We start from the raw sequence: 17,612 nt of genomic DNA on the forward strand, positions 1-17,612 counted from the left end.
CAGCCACTCGCGCTCCCCGGAGTATTTGGAAAAAGATGAAGTGGGCGGAATTGCACTCGGGGGTGGGGCGTGCATGATGCAGTAAAAGGAAAGAGGGTTTCATGGCAGCGACAGATTTTCTGGAGACGCCGCAGGGGCGGCGGCTGGCGTATCACAAGACCGAAGGGGCAGGACCGACCACCATTTTTTTGGGCGGGCTCAAATCGGACATGGAAGGCACTAAGGCAGTGCATCTGGAGGCATGGGCGCAGGCGCGGGGGCAATCGTTCTTGCGGTTCGATTATTCTGGTCACGGCGAAAGTTCGGGCGCGTTCACGGATGGCTGCATTGGTGACTGGCATGAGGATACATTGGCCGCCGTTTCCGCCTTGACCGACGGGCCCCTGATGATTGTTGGATCCTCTATGGGCGGTTGGCAGGCCCTGTTGTTGGCCAAGGCCCTGCCGGAACGGATAGCTGGCATGGTCACAATCGCCGCGGCACCAGATTTTACAGAGGACGGCTATTGGGCGTCATTCAGCGACGATCAAAAAGCTGCGCTGGATACAGTCGGTCATGTTGAACTGCCGTCCGATTACATGGAGCCCTACATCATCACCAAACGGATGATCGAAGACGGGCGACAGAACCTGGTGCTGCGTGAGCCTCTGATCCTGCCGTTTCCCGTTCGTTTCTTGCAGGGTACTGCGGATACTGCCGTTTCGACTGAAACAGCGGTGCGGTTGCTGGAACATGCGACTGGCACAGACATGCGGCTGCTTTTGGTCAAGGATGCCGACCATCGGTTCTCGGACGAGACCTGTCTGGGATTGATCGATGCAGCTGTTCTGGATGTTTTGGGAGAGTCTTGATGCGGCGCTTTGGTTGGTTTCTGGGCCGCTTACTTCTGGCATTGGCTGCTCTTGGCGGTTTCGTTTATTTATTCGGCCCGCGTGAAGAGGTGAATCTGCATCCGGTTTTTGACTCTGGGAAGTTTGGCGAGGGTGTTCAGGTGTACTTCGAAAGCACCGAGGCCGCCTATGATGACATCGTTCCGGGTGTCGAAAAGCGTGTGGTCTGGCAAGAGGGATTCAAGGAACAGCGCACGCCGTACTCTGTTCTCTATATCCACGGCTTTTCGGCAAGTTCCGAGGAAATCCGACCCGTGCCTGATCTGGTGGCCGACGCGCTGGGGGCCAACCTTGTCTACACACGCTTGCAAGGACATGGCCGGGACGGATCGGCGATGGCAGAAGGCACGGCGTCGGGCTGGATGCAGGATGCGGCAGAAGGGCTGGCAGCGGCGCGCGCGGTTGGGGACAAGGTGATAGTGATTTCAACCTCGACCGGAGGGACCGTTGCTGCCGCCGCCGCGTTGGATGTCGACCTCAGCCAAGATGTCGTCGGCATGGTCTTGGTCTCTCCGAATTTCGGGGTGAACACTGTCGCTGCATGGGTGCCTACCTTACCATGGGCGCGGGATTGGTTGCCGATCCTGATGGGGGCAGAACGTGACGTCTCCGGCCCGGACCCGGAGAAAAACAAATACTGGTCATCGGTTTACCCTTGGGAAGCAGTCGTGCCGATGTCTGTTCTGGTGGAAGCGGTTTATGCATTGGATTTCTCAGGCGCTCTGGTCCCGGCGCTGTTCTGGTTCTCGGACGACGATCAGGTCGTGCGCCCGGACCGGACCCACAAGGTCGCCGAGGCTTGGGGGGCGCCGGCAACGGTCGAGTTGGTCACAATGGGGCCGGGCGATGATCCGTCGTCGCATGTCATTGCGGGGCGGCTGATGTCGCCGGGACAAACCGAAGCCACGGTTGCAGGCATTTTGGCTTGGCTGAAAGGGTTGGGAGTAGAGTGAAGCCTGATCAGAAGCGAGGATGAAATTGCGTAAACCCGGCAGCATGTGGAGCCTCGAGACTCTGGGTCGCGTCCGCCTGTCCCGGCATTTCTTCATGCGCGATTTTCTGTATTCGGAAATTGGTAACTTCCACCAGAAACAGAATATTCCGGACAACCCGGATTTGGCGATCGAAACAGGTCGCGCGTTTTGCGAGACGCTGCTTGATCCTTTGGAGGAAACGTTTGGCCGGGTCGCCGTGCGGTCGGGATACCGTTCGCCCTCGTTGAATCAGTTCGGCAATGAAAACAAACTGAACTGCGCCCGAAATGATAATCCGTTGGAATGCCATATCTGGGATCGCGGGGACGGGGATGCCCGCATTGCCGGGGCGTCCATCGTCATCCCCTGGTTCGCGGATCAATATGCACAGGGCAGGGACTGGCGTGATCTGGCGTGGTGGATGCACGATCACCTACAGTATTCCGAGATCTGGTTTTTTCCAAAGCTCTGCGCGTTCAATCTGGTGTGGCGACCCAATCCGCTTCGCCGGATCGACAGTTACGTTGCGCCGCGCGGATGTCTGCTGAAACCCGGTGCTGAACCGGCAGAAGACCTTTCTGCCCGGCAGGCCCGTTATGCGGATTTTCCGGCGTTTCGGGCAATCACCTATCCGTGAAGTTTCCCTTGCCCGAATGCGGCAAAACTTTCATCCTGAGGGTAAACGGAAGGACTCGGAAAACCGAGCAGATGGAGGCCCCCGCGTGATCGAGCCGCTGGTGATGTTGCCTGGATTGATGTGTGATGCGCGACTGTTTCGCCCTCAGATCGAGGTGCTGTCGCGGGCACGATCTGTCACCGTTGCGCCAATATCCACAGGTGAACGCATTGAGGAAATCGCCTCGGGTTTGCTGGATCAACTGCCACACAAGTTTGCATTGGCCGGGTTGAGCATGGGCGGCGTTGTGGCGCTGGAGCTGATCCGGCGCGCACCGGAACGGGTGTCGCGCCTGTGTTTGATGTCCACGGATGCGCAGGCGGATACACCTCAGATCGCTGCCAGTCGCGAGGACATGATCATTGGTGCGCAGGGTGGTCGGTTGGCAGAGGTGATACGCGGTCTTGTAGGGTCCGACACTTTGGCACCGGGGCCTCAGCGTATCCCGATCCTCAACGATCTTCTGGCGATGGCCGAGGGGTTGGGGGCCGAGATATTGGTGCGCCAGATGCGCGCCCTGCAACGCCGTCCGGACCAGCAGGCCGCCCTGCGGCGGATCAAGGTTCCTACTTTGGTACTGTGCGGCGCGCATGACACTCTGACACCGGTTCGGCGCCATTCTTTCATGGCTGACCTGATACCGGGGGCAGAGTTGCGGGTCGTTGAAAATGCAGGTCATTTGCTGACGCTGGAAGCTCCGGACGCCGTAAACGATGCCCTGCAAACCTGGCTGAATATCCCGCTAAAGTTCGACTACGGATAAAGGGCCGCGCGTTCGTCTTTCGAAATCATGGTTGGTGTCACCACAGCGTCGCCGGTCTCATGGTCGAAAAAAGGGGTATTCCTCCACCGGCCTGACAGGCGGGATCGCAAAACGCGGCGCAGAAGGCCAAAGGCCGCGAACCTCAGCTTTTCGTGTTTTTGTTTACCGTTGGGCTGGGGCACAAATCCGCGCGTCGTAACAGGCCCCAGAACCGAAGCGTCATCGGTAATTCTGCCGACAATAAACCCGGCAAAAGGAAAGCTTGCCGTCTGTGGTGTCGTCGCCAATGGGGCGTTGCAGCAACTGGCGTACCACCGCAGCGTGCCTTTGGGGCTGAGCTTCATAGCCGCAAGGAATTTGTCACCCGAGGTGACTTCGATCTCATCCGGCGTCATCTGAAAAATATCGATCGGGCCAGGTGCTGGGTCCGGTTGCTTGAAATACAGTTGGGCGGCACGGCAGTCATGGCAAAAACACACGACATGGGTTCCCAACCGAACCCCTCGGTCTGAGATACGTCCCGTCAACTGGCCGCAATGGCAGGAAAAGGCGAGGCCACTCTGCGCGGGCCCGCCCATTTCGATCAGGCGACCTTGTTGGTGTTCGCAGCGCGGCGGCTCGTATTGCGGCTGTTTTCGTTCATGAAATCAATCACAAGCGGGCGAATGTTGTCGCGCCAGCTGCGGCCTGCGAAGATGCCGTAATGGCCAGCGCCCGGTTCAACATGGCTGGCCTTTTTGCTGTCCGACAAGCCGGTGCACAGGTCAAGCGCGGCAATGCACTGGCCGGGGGCAGAAATGTCGTCATTCGCGCCTTCGACCGATTTCACGGCCACATCGGTAATCTTGCCGATATCCACTTTGTGGCCGGCGACCACAAATTCGTTGCGCGCGATCTCGCGGTTTTTGAAGACGCGTTCCACTGTCGACAAATAGAACTCGGCCGTCATGTCCATAACGGCGAGGTATTCGTCGTAGAAACGGTTATGCGCGTCCAGGTCCGAGGCTTCGTCTCGGGTAACACGCTGAATCTGATCGGAAAACGCTTTGGAGTGGCGTTCCGCATTCATCGACATGAACGAGGCAAGTTGCAGCAGGCCGGGGTAGACCATACGCCCGACGCCTTTGTACTTGAACCCGACCCGTTGAATCATCGTCTCTTCCAATTGCCCCATCGTGACGCGCCGTCCAAAATCGGTCACGTCGGTGGGTGTCGCATCCGGGTCAACAGGACCCCCGATCAGGGTCAGCGTGCTGGGTTGTGCCTTGGGTTCGACCTCGGCCAGGTAGGCCGTAGCGGCCAAAGTCAGAGGGGCGGGCTGACAAACCGCAACGACATGCGTGTCCGGCCCTAATTCTTTCATAAAATCTACAAGATAGAGTGTATAATCCTCGACATCGAACTTACCTGCAGACACAGGAATATCGCGCGCGTTATGCCAGTCGGTGATGTAAACCTCACAATTGACCAGCAGGCTTTTGACGGTCGAGCGCAGCAGCGTGGCATAGTGCCCGGACATGGGCGCGACCAACAGGACCTTGCGCGGCTGCTCTTCCCGGCCATTGACACGGAAATGGACCAGATCGCCAAAGGGACGTTCAAGAACAGTCGCGATCTCAACCAGATGGTCTTTTCCGTCTTCGCAGGTAAAGGTCCGAATGCCCCAGTCGGGCTTGACAACCATCCGCTGGAACGTGCGCTCGGTCACTTCGCCCCAGGCTGCCATCCAGTTGAACGCGGGGTTGGGAACCATGGAAAACATCGGATAAGATGCCATCGCGCTGGCCGTCGCGCCAAGCCACTGGTTGGTGTTGCGCATGGTTTCCATAAGGTCGTAGGTCATCATGTAGCGCATAAATGGGGCCTCCTGAGTGTCAGCCTGAGAGTTCGGACCATTCGTCGCTTTGCTCCCCAGCACCCACGACGTTATTCTGCATAGCAGCGAGGTTAGGGGGGAATTGTTAAAATGACAACAAGTGACGACCAAATGCCAGACGTATCCGAAGAACATATTGAACGCATTAGAGAAAATATGGAAAGGGTCGAGCAGCTCTCGAAGCGCCTGATCGAGACCATGGCTTCAAAAAAGTCGCATACCCCTGCGCTGGATGGTCCGAATCAAGAGCTTTTTGCACGGGCAGCAACGGCATATTGGGCTGAGGCGTGGCAAAATCCCGCCAAGCTGCTGGAACAGCAGATAGAATTTTGGGGAAAGTCGGTTTTGAACTTTGCCGAAGCGCAGCAAGCGCTGACAACGGGTGAAGTGGAGGACGAGGAAATCAAGTCCGGAGATAAACGGTTTTCCAACCCCCTTTGGGAAACGAACCCTTATTTTCGTCTGATCCGCCAGCAATACCAAACCAACGCAGAAGCCATTGCGCAGGCCGTCTCGTCGGTTGACGATCTGGATGCCAAGGACAAACGGCGCTTGCAATATTTCTCGCAGCAGATCATCGACATGATGGCGCCGACGAATTTTCTGGCGACCAACCCGGATGCTCTGCAAAAAGCGGTTGAGACCGAAGGCCAGTCCCTGATCAAGGGTCTGGAAAACCTTGTATCTGACCTTGAGGCCAATGATGGTGAACTGGTCGTCAAACTGGCGGATGAAAGCGCGTTCGAGGTGGGCGGCAATCTGGCGACCTCGCCCGGGGACGTTGTCTATCGTAACCGGATGATGGAGCTGATCCAGTACAAACCTGCGACGGAAACGGTCTATGAGACTCCGATCGTTCTGTTCCCGCCATGGATCAACAAGTTCTATATTCTGGACCTGAAAGCTCAGAACAGCATGATCAAGTGGATCACCGAGCAGGGCTATACCCTGTTTGTTGTCAGCTGGGTCAATCCGGACGAAAGCTATGCCGAAACAGGCATGGAAGATTACATTCAGGATGGTTTCCTCACCGCAATCGAGACGGCCAAGAAGATTTGCAAGGTCAAACAGGTCAACGCTGTGGGGTATTGCATCGCAGGCACCACCCTTAGCCTGACGCTGTCTCTGTTGAAACAGCGTGGCGACAAGTCGGTCAAATCGGCGACCCTGTTCACTGCTCTGACGGATTTTTCGGAACAAGGTGAATTTACCCCATTCCTGCAGAACGACTTCATCGACGGGATCGAAGAAGAAGTGAACAAGGAAGGCGTTCTGCGGTCCTGGATCATGGCGCGTACTATGTCATTCCTCCGATCACGTGACCTGATTTATGGTCCCGCCATTCGCAGTTATATGATGGGAGAGGTGCCGCCTGCTTTCGACTTGCTCTATTGGAACGGTGACGGAGCGAACCTGCCTGCGAAAATGGCCGTGGAATACTTGCGTGGGCTGTGCCAGCGCAATGAATTCGCCACCGATGGTTTTGAGTTGATGGGGCATAAGCTGACCCTCGACGACGTGGATGTGCCGCTGATGGCAATCACCTGCGAAACCGACCACATTGCGGCGTGGAAAGATTGTTACCGTGGGGTCCAGAAAATGGGCTCGCGGTCGAAAACGTTCGTGGTTTCAGAGTCGGGTCATATTGCAGGGATCGTGAACCCGCCCAGCAAGAAAAAATACGGGCATTACACCAATCCGGATCTGAAATCGGATGCTGGTACCTGGCTGAAAGAGGCTGATTTCCACGAGGGGTCCTGGTGGCCCATGTGGGATGCCTGGTTAAAGAAACGGTCGGGCAAGCAGGTTCCGGCCCGCGAACCGGGCGATTCGAAACATCCGAGCCTGGCACCGGCGCCCGGGACTTATGTGGTGGCGAAGCCAAACGTTTGATTTCATTTTGAAACTTAAATTTTTCTGCATCGCAGCAAGAAAAAACTTGCAATGCTGCGATGCAGCAATCATATTGCCCTCAAGCTGATGAAACCCGGGGTGGGCCCGGACCGGCTAAAAGGATTAGGACAATGGCTAAGACCCAAGACTTTACCGCGATCATGAAAGACATGATGGGTGCATTTCCGGTGGACACCACCGCGATGGAAGGCGCATTCAAATCGACCGCTTCGCTGAACGAGAAGCTGTCGGGCGTTGCTCTGGAAGCAGCTGAGAAATCGGCAGAGATCTCGAACAAATGGACCAAGGAAACCCTGGCCAAGCTGACCGAGATGTCGAAAGCAAAAGCAGAGCCTGCTGACTACGCAAAAGCCGCAACCGACTTCGCAAGCGCGTCGGCTGAAGTTGCTGCTGAAAACATGGCTGCTTTCGCTGAAATCGCGAAAAAAGTTCAGTCCGAAACCGTTGAGCTGCTGATGGCTGCTGGCAAAGACGCTGCTGAAGAAGCAACTGCTGCTGTCAAAAAAGCGACCAACGAGGTCACCACTGCCGCTAAAAAAGCTGCAACTGCAAAGTAAGAAACGTCCGCGAAGCGCACCCAACCCTCCCATTAGGTGCCAACGCGTTGGGCAGGTCCATTGACCTGCCCTTTCTTTTTGTGCTGCACTCGCATAACCTGTGCTGCAACGCATCATCCTTGGGGAGGGAACCCGGTGTCGGACCAAGAAAAACCGCTGCTGATCAAGCGCTATGCCAGCCGTCGGCTGTATAATACCGAGACCAGCGATTACGTGACGCTCGAAGATATTGCGGGGTTCATCCGCGATGGGCGCGAAGTGCAGATCATCGATCTGAAAACCGGCGATGACCTGACACGCCAGTACCTACTACAAATCATTGCCGAACATGAAAGCCGGGGCGAAAACGTGCTGCCGGTGAATGTTCTGAATGATCTGGTCCGCAGTTATATGCTGCCGGGCGGGGGCATGATGCCTCAATTTCTTCAAAGCTCGTTCGAGATGCTGCGCGAAAGCCAGAGCAAGATGATGGAAAACATGAACGCCATGAACCCGATGTCCCAGATGCCGGGCTTCGACGCGTTGCAGGCGCAGCAACAGGCATTCCTGAAAGCGATGACTGGCGGGCTGTCCAGCGGATGGTCCGGCCCGGACAAGGAAGAGGAAAAGTCTGAGCCGAAAGAGGATCTGGACGATATCAAGAAACAGCTGGCAGAATTGCAGCAAAAACTGTCCAAGCTGAATTGATCTGATCCGGATAAAGAAAAAAGGCCCGCAAGACGCGGGCCTTTGTTGTTTCAAAGTGTGTTGTTTTACGTGCCGTAAACCGGCATCGGACCCGTCACTTCGCCCACCGCGGCCAGCAGGATGTCTGTAATCACGTCCAGCTCTTCGCGGGTCAGGCGCACGGGAAGGCGAACATCGCATGCCTTCATCAACATGTCGCGTGTCTGGGGCAGGTCGAATGCCTCGGGCAGGAACTGCCAGTTCCAGAAGGCGCGTGCATTGTCTTCGCTCAGGCCAAAAACCTGAACTTTGACACCGCGCATTTCGGATGCGGCGGCAAAGGCGCGGATCTCATGTTCCTGCAAACCCACCAGATTGAACTGGATCGAATCCGGCGCACGCTGTTCGGGTGCAAGCGGGGCTGGAACGTCGATATAGGGTGAGGTGTTCAGGCGCCCGGCCACATAGTCGTGGTTCGCCAGACCATCACGGACACGGCGGGCCAGTTCCGGAATTTGCGGGCGGATCACTGCGGCGCTGAGGTTGCTCAGACGCAGGTTGTACAGCGGCAGTTTGTTCTGCCAGCGCGCAAAGGCCTCTTCCAGTTCGGGCGAGTTGTCACCCTGCGGAGTTTTGTGCTTCTTCCAGTTATGTTCATACGCGCCCGACATGATGACGGCGCGTGCGACCAGATCAGCGTCATTCGTGATCAGGATGCCACCTTCGCCGGCGTTGATCATCTTGTAGGACTGGAACGAGAAACAGCCGACCTTGCCGATCGTACCGATATTGCGGCCATGCCATGTGGTGCCCAGCGAATGCGCGGCGTCTTCGATCACGGGAATGTCGCGGGCGTCGCACAGTTCCATGATCGCATCCATATCCGAGGTATGCCCGCGCATGTGGCTGATGATCACCGCCTGAACGTTGTCCAGCTTGGCTTCGAAATCGGCCATGTCGATGCGATAGTTTTCACCCACTTCGCACAGAACCGGAATGCAATCCGCGTGGACGACGGACGAAGGCACCGCCGCAAATGTAAAGCCGGGGATCAGAACACGCGCGTCGCGGGGCAGATCAAGCGCCTTGAGCGACAGGAACAGCGCGGCCGAGCAGGACGACACCGCAAGAGCGTATTTCGTGCCCAGCAATTCTGCGAACTCGGCTTCCAGCAAGGCCACCGGGGCATCTTGTGGTGCGGTATAGCGGAACAGATCGCCCGACTGCATCAGGGCGTCGATGGCTTCTTTTGCGGCTGGGGGGATGGGTTCGGCGGCATGAACGTTTGGTGGAAGCGTCATATTTGGATTTCCCGAATTCTATCTTTGGGAAAGATAAAGGTATTCGAGGGGCAATCCAAGCCCTCAATCGCCGGGGTGGCGAAAAATCACCAATCTGTCGCAATTTACGTGAATCAGACCCCAAGCCGGTCGCGCAGCGCGAACCACGTCATGGCCAACACAAGCAGCGGGTTACGCAAGGCGGGGCCACCGGGGAAGGGCAGGGCAGGGACGCGCGCCATCGTGTAGAACCCCTCGGCTTGGCCCTGGATGGCCAGCGACAACGCGATGCCCAGATACGGGTTGCAATCCATCCCGGCGATGCGGGTTTCAACGCGACGTGCTTCGGGCCCCGACAAAGGTACACGAATACTGGTGGTTCGGTTGTCGCGCGCCCATTCCAGATTGATCGGCGCCGCATGGTCTTTCACATAGCGGCGGTATGAGTTCACATAGGGTGCCATCACCGCCAGACCGGCGGGCAGATGGTTCTGCAACCCGGCGATGAAGTGATAAAACGCGTCCGTCTCTCCGCTCTGGGACCCGAGAAGATGTTCTGAACGGATTCCATGTCGATGATCGAGTGATGGATGTGCATGGCCGAGCCCGGCTCTTCCTCGATCGGCTTCGCCATGAAAGTCGCAAAACAGTTGTGACGCAGCGCTGCCTCGCGGATCAGGCATTTGAAATAGAATACCTCGTCAGCCAGTTTGACCGGGTCGCCGTGGTGCAGGTTGAATTCCAGCTGTCCGGCACCGCCTTCCTGTGTGATGCCGTCATCTTGAACCCTTGATGCTCGGCGAAATCATAGATGTCGTCGATCACCGGACCGAACTCGTCCACCGCCGTCATGGAATAGGCCTGCCGTGCAGCCGCCGGGCGACCCGAGCGGCCCATCATCGGCTTGATGCCCTGAGCGGGGTCGACGTTGAGGGCGACCAGAAAGAACTCCATCTCTGGCGCAACAACAGGCTTCCAGCCCTTGTCGTGATACAGTTGCACAACGCGCTTCAGCACATTGCGCGGGCTTTATGGGATCAGGTTATCATCCCGGTCGTAGGCGTCGTGGATGACCTGCAGCGTCCGGTCCCCAGCCCACGGCGCGGCAGAGCTGGTCGAGAAGTCGGGTTTCAGGATCATGTCCTTTTCGATGAACCCGTCATCGCCGGCTGCTTCGCCCCAGCCACCGGTGATGGTCTGGTAAAAGATGCTGTCCGGCAGGTGGAAATAGGATTGCTTTGCGAATTTTCGTGGCGGGTCCCGCCTTGCCGCGCGCAATGCCCGGCAGGTCCGAGATGATGCATTCAACCTCATCCAACCGTTGTCCGTGGAAATACGCTTTGGCAGCTTCAGGCAGTTTATCAGTCCAATCAGCTATCACGCTCTCTCTTTCTTTAGGAACTCGGCCATGTGGCGCGCGATGTTGGCGTTGTCGTCAGGGGCGGTTTCGCGGTTTGCGGCTTCGCGCATCAGGTCTTCAGGGACGACGCCCTTGCCTTGCGTCCGCATCAGGCCCGAGACGAAGCCGTTGGCAAATTCGGGGTGCGTCTGAACCGTACAGATCGTGTCCCCATAAGCCAGCATTGCGTTTTCGCAGAACGCATTCCGGCCCATCCGCCGGAAAACTTTTCGACCTTGCCACCCAAGGCTTGCGCGATGATCTGGTGGCCGAAACACACGCCGATAAGCGGCTTGCCGCTTTGGTTGATCTCTCGGACCAGCGCTTCCAGCGGCGCAATCCAAGGCAGGTCGTCATACGCACCGTGGCGCGAACCGGTAATGATCCATCCATCGGCTTCATCGGCACCGTTTGGGCACACCCCATCGACCGCGGCAAAAGTTACAAAACCAAACCCGTTGCCATCGAGAAGCTTGGGAAACAGAGCGTCGTAATCCCCGAATTCACCTTGCAGCACATCTGGGGTGTGGCCGGTTTGTAGTATGCCAATTTTCGTACGTCACCAAATTTGATCAAATTAATTTTGGCCGAGTCCGAAAGAAGCAGCAAGAGGGGTCAAACCGCCTCGAGGTAGCTTAGCCAGTGATCCTCAGGTGGGGTGTCGGCAAATCGCGCGACCTCTTGCCGTTTGGTCATGGTCAGATAGCGAATTAGATCGGCCGGGAACAGTCGGGCCACCAAAGGGTCGGTTTCGAACCGGTCTATTGCGGCTGACCAATTGGGCATCAACTGGGGCAGGTCTGCAATGTCATACGCGTTGCCAGTGATTGGGGCGGGGGGTTGAAGCCCATCCTCGATACCAACAAGTGCCGCGCCCAGTACGGCGGTAAGCATCAGATAAGGATTGATATCCCCACCCGCGACGCGGTGTTCAATGCGCCGCGCCGCCGGGGCACCGCCTGGGATACGAATGGCGGCGGTTCTGTTCTCATAGGCCCAGCAGGCTCCGGTAGGCGCATGAGCGCCGGGTATGAGCCGTGTGTAGGAATTGCCGCGGGGTGCAAAAATCAGCGTGCTGCCCGGCATAGCTGCAACACAGCCCGCCACAGCGGAACGCAAAAGGTCTGTGCCGTCCGGGCCGCCATTGTCAAAGATGTTGCGACCGTCCTGATCCAGCACCGAGAAATGCACATGCATCCCGTTGCCCGCATCATCAGCATAGGGTTTGGACATAAAGGTGGCCGCAAACCCGTGCTTGCGCGCCAATCCGCGCGTCAATGCCTTGAAAAGCCATGTGTCGTCGGCGCAGCGCATCGCGTCTTGATGGTTCAGGTTGATTTCAAACTGGCCGATACCGCTTTCCGAGATAGCCGTCTGTGCAAGGATGCCCATATTGGCACAGCCGTCGTATAGGTCGGTGAAGAACGCCTCGAACGCATCCATTTCGGCAATCGACAGAATAGCCTCATCCGACAGGCGGCGTCCGGTTATGGGATTCAACGGAGGTTGCGGATGCAGGCCAGAAGAATCAACGAGCGTAAACTCTAATTCGGTGGCCGCGACGACCGACCAGTCGCGTAGGGCATAGCGGTCCAGCGTGGCTGATAAGGCGTGGCGCGGGTCTCCGGTAAATGGATTGCCCTCGTCATCATACAGGCTCATCGGCACCAAAGCCGTTTCACTGTCGAGCCAGGGTACAGGGACCGAGCCACGTTCGGTTGGACGCAATACGCCATCCGCGTCACCGGTTTCAAAGACCAGCGGGCTACCGTCGATGTCAGCGCCCCATAAATCTACGTTCAGTGCTGAAAGCGGCATCCGCACTGCGCCTTTTTCAAGTTTGTCTGCATATCCGGGGGGCACGCGTTTGCCACGCATCTGGCCATTCAGGTCACATGCTGCAACGCGAAAATTGTGCAGGGCGCTTAGGTCCATTGGGGGCTCCGTCGGTGCTACTTCCCCCGAGATGTACTGCAACGGATCTGTTTTGTCACAAAATTTGATCAAATTATGGTGCTGGAGAAAATTTAAGCACCCCGAGCCGATAGGGACCGGCGCGGGGAGGGGCTTTTAAGCAAAGCTCACGCCATGCTCTTCCATGGGCAGTTGCGCTACATGCACACCTGACAAGGCATTGATTGCATTGGCCAGCGCAGGTGCTGACGGCGGTGTGCCGGGCTCACCAACGCCGGTTGGCGCTTCGGTGGAAGGCACGATATGCACGTCAATCGCAGCAATATCGCCAATACGCAGCGGCTCGTAATCCGGGAAGTTGTACTGGTCCACCGCACCGCTGGTCAGTGTGATCTGGTCACGCATCACGTGGCCGATGCCATAACCAATGCCACCTTCCATCTGGGCGCGCACAACGTCGGGGTTCACGGCAATGCCGCAATCCACGGCGCAGGTGACTTTTTCGATCTTGATGCCGGATTCGGGATCACCTGAGACCTCGACCACTTCAGCGGCGTAAGAGCCAAAGGACTTGTGAACTGCAATCCCTTGCGACCGGCCTTCCGGTGCATTGCCCCAGCCCGCTTTTTCTGCCGCCAGCTTTAAAACGCCTGCCTTGCGCTGCTGATCGGGATTGCTGCTGTCGGTCAGGTGGGCCAGACGGAATTCCACCGGATCACGGCCTGCAGCTTCTGCCACCAGATCCATCATCGTTTCCATCGCGTAGGCGGTATGCGTGTGCCCGACCGAGCGCCACCACAGAACCGTGGTCGCCTTTGGCGTGTCCGTCAAACCCACTGCCATGCTTGGGATGGAGTAGGGACTGTCTGAGACACCTTCGACCGAGCTGTGATCAATACCGTCATGCACCAGCACCGCTTCGAACGGCGTGCCCTTGATGACGGATTGGCCTGCAATCTGGTGCTGCCACCCCACAATGTTGCCTTCTGCATCCAAGCCAACACGGACCTTATGACCAAAGGCAGGGCGGTAATACCCGCTGCGAATATCATCTTCGCGGGTCCAGACCAGCTTGACCGGACGCGAGCGGTCAGTGACGACAAAGGCCAGAGCGGCCTCGACCTGATAATCCGCATCCGGGGTTGCGCGGCGTCCGAATGAGCCGCCTGCCAGCATCGTTTTGATGTGAATCTTCTCAGCAGGCAACTGGAAGATCTGCTGACAAGCCATGTGCGGCCCGGTCGGCATCTGTGCGCCATCATGCAGGACGATGTCGCCCTCTGCCGTCTGCTCGATGGTGCAGTTCAGCGGCTCCATCGGTGCATGGGCAAGCAGCGGGAAGTAAAAGGTCTTTTCAACGACCTTATCCGCCCCGTCGATGGCCGCCGACACAGCCGCCACATCGGCCTTATTCACATTATACGTTGGCGCTGCGTCCAGAGCCGCCATGATCTCGGCTTTGATCTGATCCGAGTCACGGGTTTCAGCGCCGGACATGTCCCATTCAACTTCCAGAGCATCACGCGCCTGAATAGCGGCCCAGGTGTTTTCCGCGTAAACTGCGACACCTGCCTGATTGGGCAGAACGGCGGCATTAACATAGCCTTTGACCTCTTTCGACGCGCTGTCGTCAAAGCCAAGCGCGATGCTGCCTTTTGCTTCAGGGCGTTTGATCATAGCGACCATCTGGTTGGGCAGGTGAACGTCCATGGCGTACATCGCCTGACCGTTGCCCTTGATCGCAGAATCCTTGCGGCGCACGGATTCATTGCCGATCAGGCGGAACTCGGACGGGTCTTTCAGGCGCGGTTCCGCCGGGGCCTCCAACTGAGACGCAGCGGCCACGAATTCAGCGATAGGTGCTGACTTGTCGCCCGCCTTGACGACGCCTTCTTCGATGGTAACGCCTGATGCATCCACGCCCCAGCTTTGCGCGGCGGCGTTGATCAGCATCTCGCGTGCCGCTGCACCAGCCTGACGGTATTGCAGCCACGAATTTGCCATCGCGGTCGAACCACCGGTGCCCTGAAACGGGCCGAACAGAAGGTTGTTGTAGACGTTCGGATCAGACGGTGCGAATTCGTATTCGATCTGATCCATTGTCAGACCGATTTCTTCGGCAATCAGCGTCGGCAAACCGGTTGCAGGACCTTGACCCTTTTCAAAGTGTTTGACGATGGCGGTCACGGTGCCATCGGCATCAATCTTCACAAACGGGTTGAACTGAGCGGTCTCGGACGATGCCGCCGCCAACGCTCCGTCAGGACGGGCGCCGACCAGCAGCACGGTACCGGCAGCGGCGGCACCCTTCAGAAATCCGCGGCGAGAGGTGTTGATGGTCATGGATCAGGCCTCCAGAATTTCAGACGCGCGCTGAATGCCGGCGCGAATGCGTTGATAGGTGGCGCAACGGCAGGCGTTGCCGGACATGTAATCGTCAATCTCTTCGACAGACGGATTCGGGTTCTCGGACAGCAACCCGACGGCCGACATCACCTGACCCGACTGGCAATAGCCACACTGGACAACATCCAGTTCGACCCAAGCCTGTTGTACGGCAGCTCCGATCTTGTCATCTCCAACAGCCTCAATCGTCGTGATCTCGGCGTCTTCAACGTCTTCGATATAAGTCTGGCACGAGCGGACAGGCTCACCGTTCAAATGCACGGTGCACGCCCCGCAGGACGCGACGCCGCAGCCGAATTTGGTGCCGGTCAGTTTCAGTTCGTCGCGGATCACCCAGAGCAGTGGGGTTCCGGGTTCGGCGTCAACCTCGTGGGTTTCGCCATTCAGTTTTAATGTCAGTGCCATGAGGGGGCTCTCCATGTTGGCTGGTTACCTGAGTTGGTAAACTGGCGGGTTTACTCATGGCACATCGCTTCGCTTCTGTAAACTCCCGAGTTTACGCGGGAGTTTGACCAAGGCCCGTCAATAGGTCTATAGCTCTGACATGAACGAATGCAGCGCACAGAATGCGTCCAAACGCGCCCAGATCATTGAGGCTGCCGTGGCCGAATTCCAGGAAAAGGGATTTGCCGCAGCCAGCATGGATCGCATTTCAGCTCAGGCCGAAGTGTCCAAGCGCACGTTGTACAAGTACTTTGAAAGCAAGGAAAATCTGTTCCGGTCTATCGTTGTCGAGCTGTCGAGCCGCTTTGCTGAAGTGCTGGAAATCCGATACGAAAAAGGTCGGGACATTCGCGCTCAATTAACCGAATTGGCCTGGGCCGAAGGGCGCATTCTGATGCTGCCCGATGTCATAGCGATGGCGCGGATGGTGATCAGCGAAACTTTGCGCAACCCGGTGCTTGCGGCTGAGGCGCAGGGCAAGTTGGACAAGACCGCTACATTCATCGCGATGCTCAGAGACGCCGCAGAAGATGGACAACTGCGGATCGATGACCCGGAACAGGCGGGGCGCGAATTCATCGGCCTGATCAAGGCGCGTGCCTTCTGGCCTTTGTTGTTTACTGGCGGAGCACTCAGCGAACCAGAGATGGCGGAAACGATCGAAAGCAGCGTTCAAATGATGATGAGCCGATATGGCATCGACCCGAACACAGGTATCGCTTGATTTGATTGGCCCCTCGCCGGGACGACCGCTGAGGATTGTGTTAGGCCTTTGCAGCCTGATTCGGTTGGTTCGGATGATCCGTACGGGCGTCAGGATTTTAGTGCTCAGCAGAACGGAGGCGTTGCTGTGATCGGCAAGGCAACTCAGGCTGCGCGTTTAAGCGTGGCACCCATGATGGATTGGACAGATCGCCATTGTCGCTATTTTCATCGGCTGCTCAGCGCGGAAACGTTGCTGTATACCGAGATGGTGACCGCACCCGCGCTTGTGCGTGGCGGCGCGCTGCATCTGCTGAGCTATTCACCCGAAGAGCATCCAGTGGCGTTGCAGCTTGGCGGCTCTGACCCGGAGGAATTGGCGCAGGCGGCTCGTCTAGGTGCCGGGGCCGGGTATGATGAGATCAATCTGAACTGCGGTTGCCCCTCGGATCGGGTGCAATCCGGCACTTTCGGCGCGGTCTTGATGAAGGACCCTGGCCGGGTTGCAGACTGCGTGGCCGCCATGCGCGAGGCGGTGGATGTGGATGTCACCGTCAAGTGTCGCATCGGTGTGGATGAGCAGGAACCCGAAGAGGTTCTGCCCGCATTTCTTGAGCAAATCCGCACCGCGGGATGTCGCAGGGTGACGATCCACGCCCGCAAGGCTTGGTTGCAAGGCCTCAGCCCCAAGGAAAACCGGGATATTCCGCCCCTGGATTATGACCTTGTCCACAGGATGAAGGCAGAGTTCACGGATCTCCACCTTTCGATCAATGGCGGCATCAACTCCTTGGACGAGGCGGTCACGCATCTGAAAGCCGGTCTTGACGGTGTGATGATCGGTCGGGCCGCGTATCACCAGCCGGGCGATGTCCTGTCAGATGCTGACCGGCGAATATTTGGCATTGGGACAGCGCGCGATCCTATTGCGATCGTTCACCAAATGGTGCCCTATGTCGAACGGCATCTTGCCAACGGCGGGCGATTGCACCAGATCACGCGTCATATGCTGGGCCTCTTTGCGGGACGACCCGGAGCACGCGCTTGGCGGCGCGCCTTGTCCGAAGGGGCGGTTCAGGATGGGGCGGGTCCCGAGGTGATGTTGCAGGCGCTGGACCGCGTGGCGCCGATGGCAGAAGTTTAAACGGCAG

At 57.6% G+C, this 17,612-nt stretch carries 16 protein-coding genes and 2 pseudogenes; 9 read left to right on the forward strand and 9 right to left on the reverse strand.

The genetic code is table 11. The features are described from left to right. Positions 1-101: 101 nt before the first annotated feature. The 4 genes from ACR0LF_RS00005 (at position 102) to ACR0LF_RS00020 (ending at position 3,303) form a co-directional block, all read left to right on the forward strand. Positions 102-851 carry an alpha/beta fold hydrolase gene (locus tag ACR0LF_RS00005; RefSeq protein WP_480573113.1) on the forward strand — a complete coding sequence of 250 codons (750 nt, stop codon included), beginning with the start codon at positions 102-104 and terminating at the stop codon, positions 849-851. Next, positions 851-1,843 carry an alpha/beta hydrolase gene (locus tag ACR0LF_RS00010; RefSeq protein WP_480573115.1) on the forward strand — a complete coding sequence of 331 codons (993 nt, stop codon included), beginning with the start codon at positions 851-853 and terminating at the stop codon, positions 1,841-1,843. The genes ACR0LF_RS00005 and ACR0LF_RS00010 overlap by 1 nt, the downstream gene beginning before the upstream one ends. Before the next feature lie 43 nt (positions 1,844-1,886). Then, complete coding sequence (locus tag ACR0LF_RS00015; protein WP_480576105.1) at positions 1,887-2,501, forward strand: hypothetical protein; 615 nt, start codon at positions 1,887-1,889, stop codon at positions 2,499-2,501. Between the two features lie 85 nt (positions 2,502-2,586). Then, positions 2,587-3,303: an alpha/beta fold hydrolase gene (locus ACR0LF_RS00020; protein ID WP_480573118.1), complete on the forward strand. Its 717-nt coding sequence runs from the start codon at positions 2,587-2,589 to the stop codon at positions 3,301-3,303. Here the strand turns inward: ACR0LF_RS00020 and ACR0LF_RS00025 are convergent. Together ACR0LF_RS00025 and phaZ are read right to left on the reverse strand one after the other, a co-directional pair. Beyond that, positions 3,294-3,881: a DUF6151 family protein gene (locus tag ACR0LF_RS00025; protein ID WP_480573121.1), complete on the reverse strand. Its 588-nt coding sequence runs from the start codon at positions 3,879-3,881 to the stop codon at positions 3,294-3,296. The genes ACR0LF_RS00020 and ACR0LF_RS00025 overlap by 10 nt on opposite strands. Positions 3,882-3,886: 5 nt before the next feature. Then, positions 3,887-5,158: a polyhydroxyalkanoate depolymerase gene (gene phaZ / locus ACR0LF_RS00030; RefSeq protein WP_480573124.1), complete on the reverse strand. Its 1,272-nt coding sequence runs from the start codon at positions 5,156-5,158 to the stop codon at positions 3,887-3,889. 111 nt (positions 5,159-5,269) lie between these two features. Here phaZ and ACR0LF_RS00035 point away from each other — a divergent pair, with 111 nt between their 5' ends. The 3 genes from ACR0LF_RS00035 (at position 5,270) to phaR (ending at position 8,337) form a co-directional block, all read left to right on the forward strand. Further along, positions 5,270-7,072, forward strand: a complete 1,803-nt coding sequence (locus tag ACR0LF_RS00035) for a PHA/PHB synthase family protein (protein ID WP_480573127.1) — start codon at positions 5,270-5,272, stop codon at positions 7,070-7,072. Positions 7,073-7,203: 131 nt separating this feature from the next. Beyond that, positions 7,204-7,650, forward strand: a complete 447-nt coding sequence (locus tag ACR0LF_RS00040; RefSeq protein ID WP_480573130.1) for a phasin family protein — start codon at positions 7,204-7,206, stop codon at positions 7,648-7,650. Positions 7,651-7,785: 135 nt separating this feature from the next. Beyond that, positions 7,786-8,337, forward strand: a complete 552-nt coding sequence (gene phaR / locus ACR0LF_RS00045) for a polyhydroxyalkanoate synthesis repressor PhaR (protein WP_480573133.1) — start codon at positions 7,786-7,788, stop codon at positions 8,335-8,337. Positions 8,338-8,402: 65 nt separating this feature from the next. On the opposite strand, the gene ACR0LF_RS00050 is transcribed toward phaR, so the two are convergent. The 7 genes and pseudogenes from ACR0LF_RS00050 to ACR0LF_RS00080 form a co-directional block, all read right to left on the reverse strand. Further along, positions 8,403-9,617 carry a DegT/DnrJ/EryC1/StrS family aminotransferase gene (locus ACR0LF_RS00050; protein WP_480573136.1) on the reverse strand — a complete coding sequence of 405 codons (1,215 nt, stop codon included), beginning with the start codon at positions 9,615-9,617 and terminating at the stop codon, positions 8,403-8,405. A gap of 113 nt (positions 9,618-9,730) precedes the next feature. Beyond that, positions 9,731-10,613, reverse strand: a pseudogene (locus ACR0LF_RS00055) (glutamine synthetase family protein). A gap of 12 nt (positions 10,614-10,625) precedes the next feature. After that, complete coding sequence (locus ACR0LF_RS00060; RefSeq protein WP_480573139.1) at positions 10,626-10,910, reverse strand: hypothetical protein; 285 nt, start codon at positions 10,908-10,910, stop codon at positions 10,626-10,628. Positions 10,911-10,973: 63 nt separating this feature from the next. Then, positions 10,974-11,545, reverse strand: a pseudogene (locus ACR0LF_RS00065) (type 1 glutamine amidotransferase). A 65-nt stretch (positions 11,546-11,610) separates the two neighbouring features. Continuing rightward, positions 11,611-12,930, reverse strand: coding sequence for a glutamine synthetase family protein (locus tag ACR0LF_RS00070; protein WP_480573142.1), 1,320 nt, complete (start codon positions 12,928-12,930; stop codon positions 11,611-11,613). Between the two features lie 135 nt (positions 12,931-13,065). Next, positions 13,066-15,252 carry a xanthine dehydrogenase family protein molybdopterin-binding subunit gene (locus tag ACR0LF_RS00075; protein ID WP_480573145.1) on the reverse strand — a complete coding sequence of 729 codons (2,187 nt, stop codon included), beginning with the start codon at positions 15,250-15,252 and terminating at the stop codon, positions 13,066-13,068. A gap of 3 nt (positions 15,253-15,255) precedes the next feature. After that, the gene (locus ACR0LF_RS00080; protein ID WP_480573148.1) at positions 15,256-15,720 is read right to left on the reverse strand and encodes a (2Fe-2S)-binding protein; all 465 of its coding nucleotides are present in this window, start codon (positions 15,718-15,720) and stop codon (positions 15,256-15,258) included. A gap of 139 nt (positions 15,721-15,859) precedes the next feature. Between ACR0LF_RS00080 and ACR0LF_RS00085 the strand changes: the two genes are divergently transcribed. Together ACR0LF_RS00085 and dusA are read left to right on the forward strand one after the other, a co-directional pair. Then, on the forward strand, positions 15,860-16,483 hold the full coding sequence (locus ACR0LF_RS00085) for a TetR/AcrR family transcriptional regulator (protein ID WP_480573151.1): 624 nt from the start codon (positions 15,860-15,862) through the stop codon (positions 16,481-16,483). Positions 16,484-16,609: 126 nt separating this feature from the next. Then, complete coding sequence (dusA, locus tag ACR0LF_RS00090; RefSeq protein WP_480576108.1) at positions 16,610-17,605, forward strand: tRNA dihydrouridine(20/20a) synthase DusA; 996 nt, start codon at positions 16,610-16,612, stop codon at positions 17,603-17,605. Positions 17,606-17,612: the final 7 nt, after the last annotated feature.

It is taken from the genome of Ruegeria sp. E8, assembly GCF_056533985.1.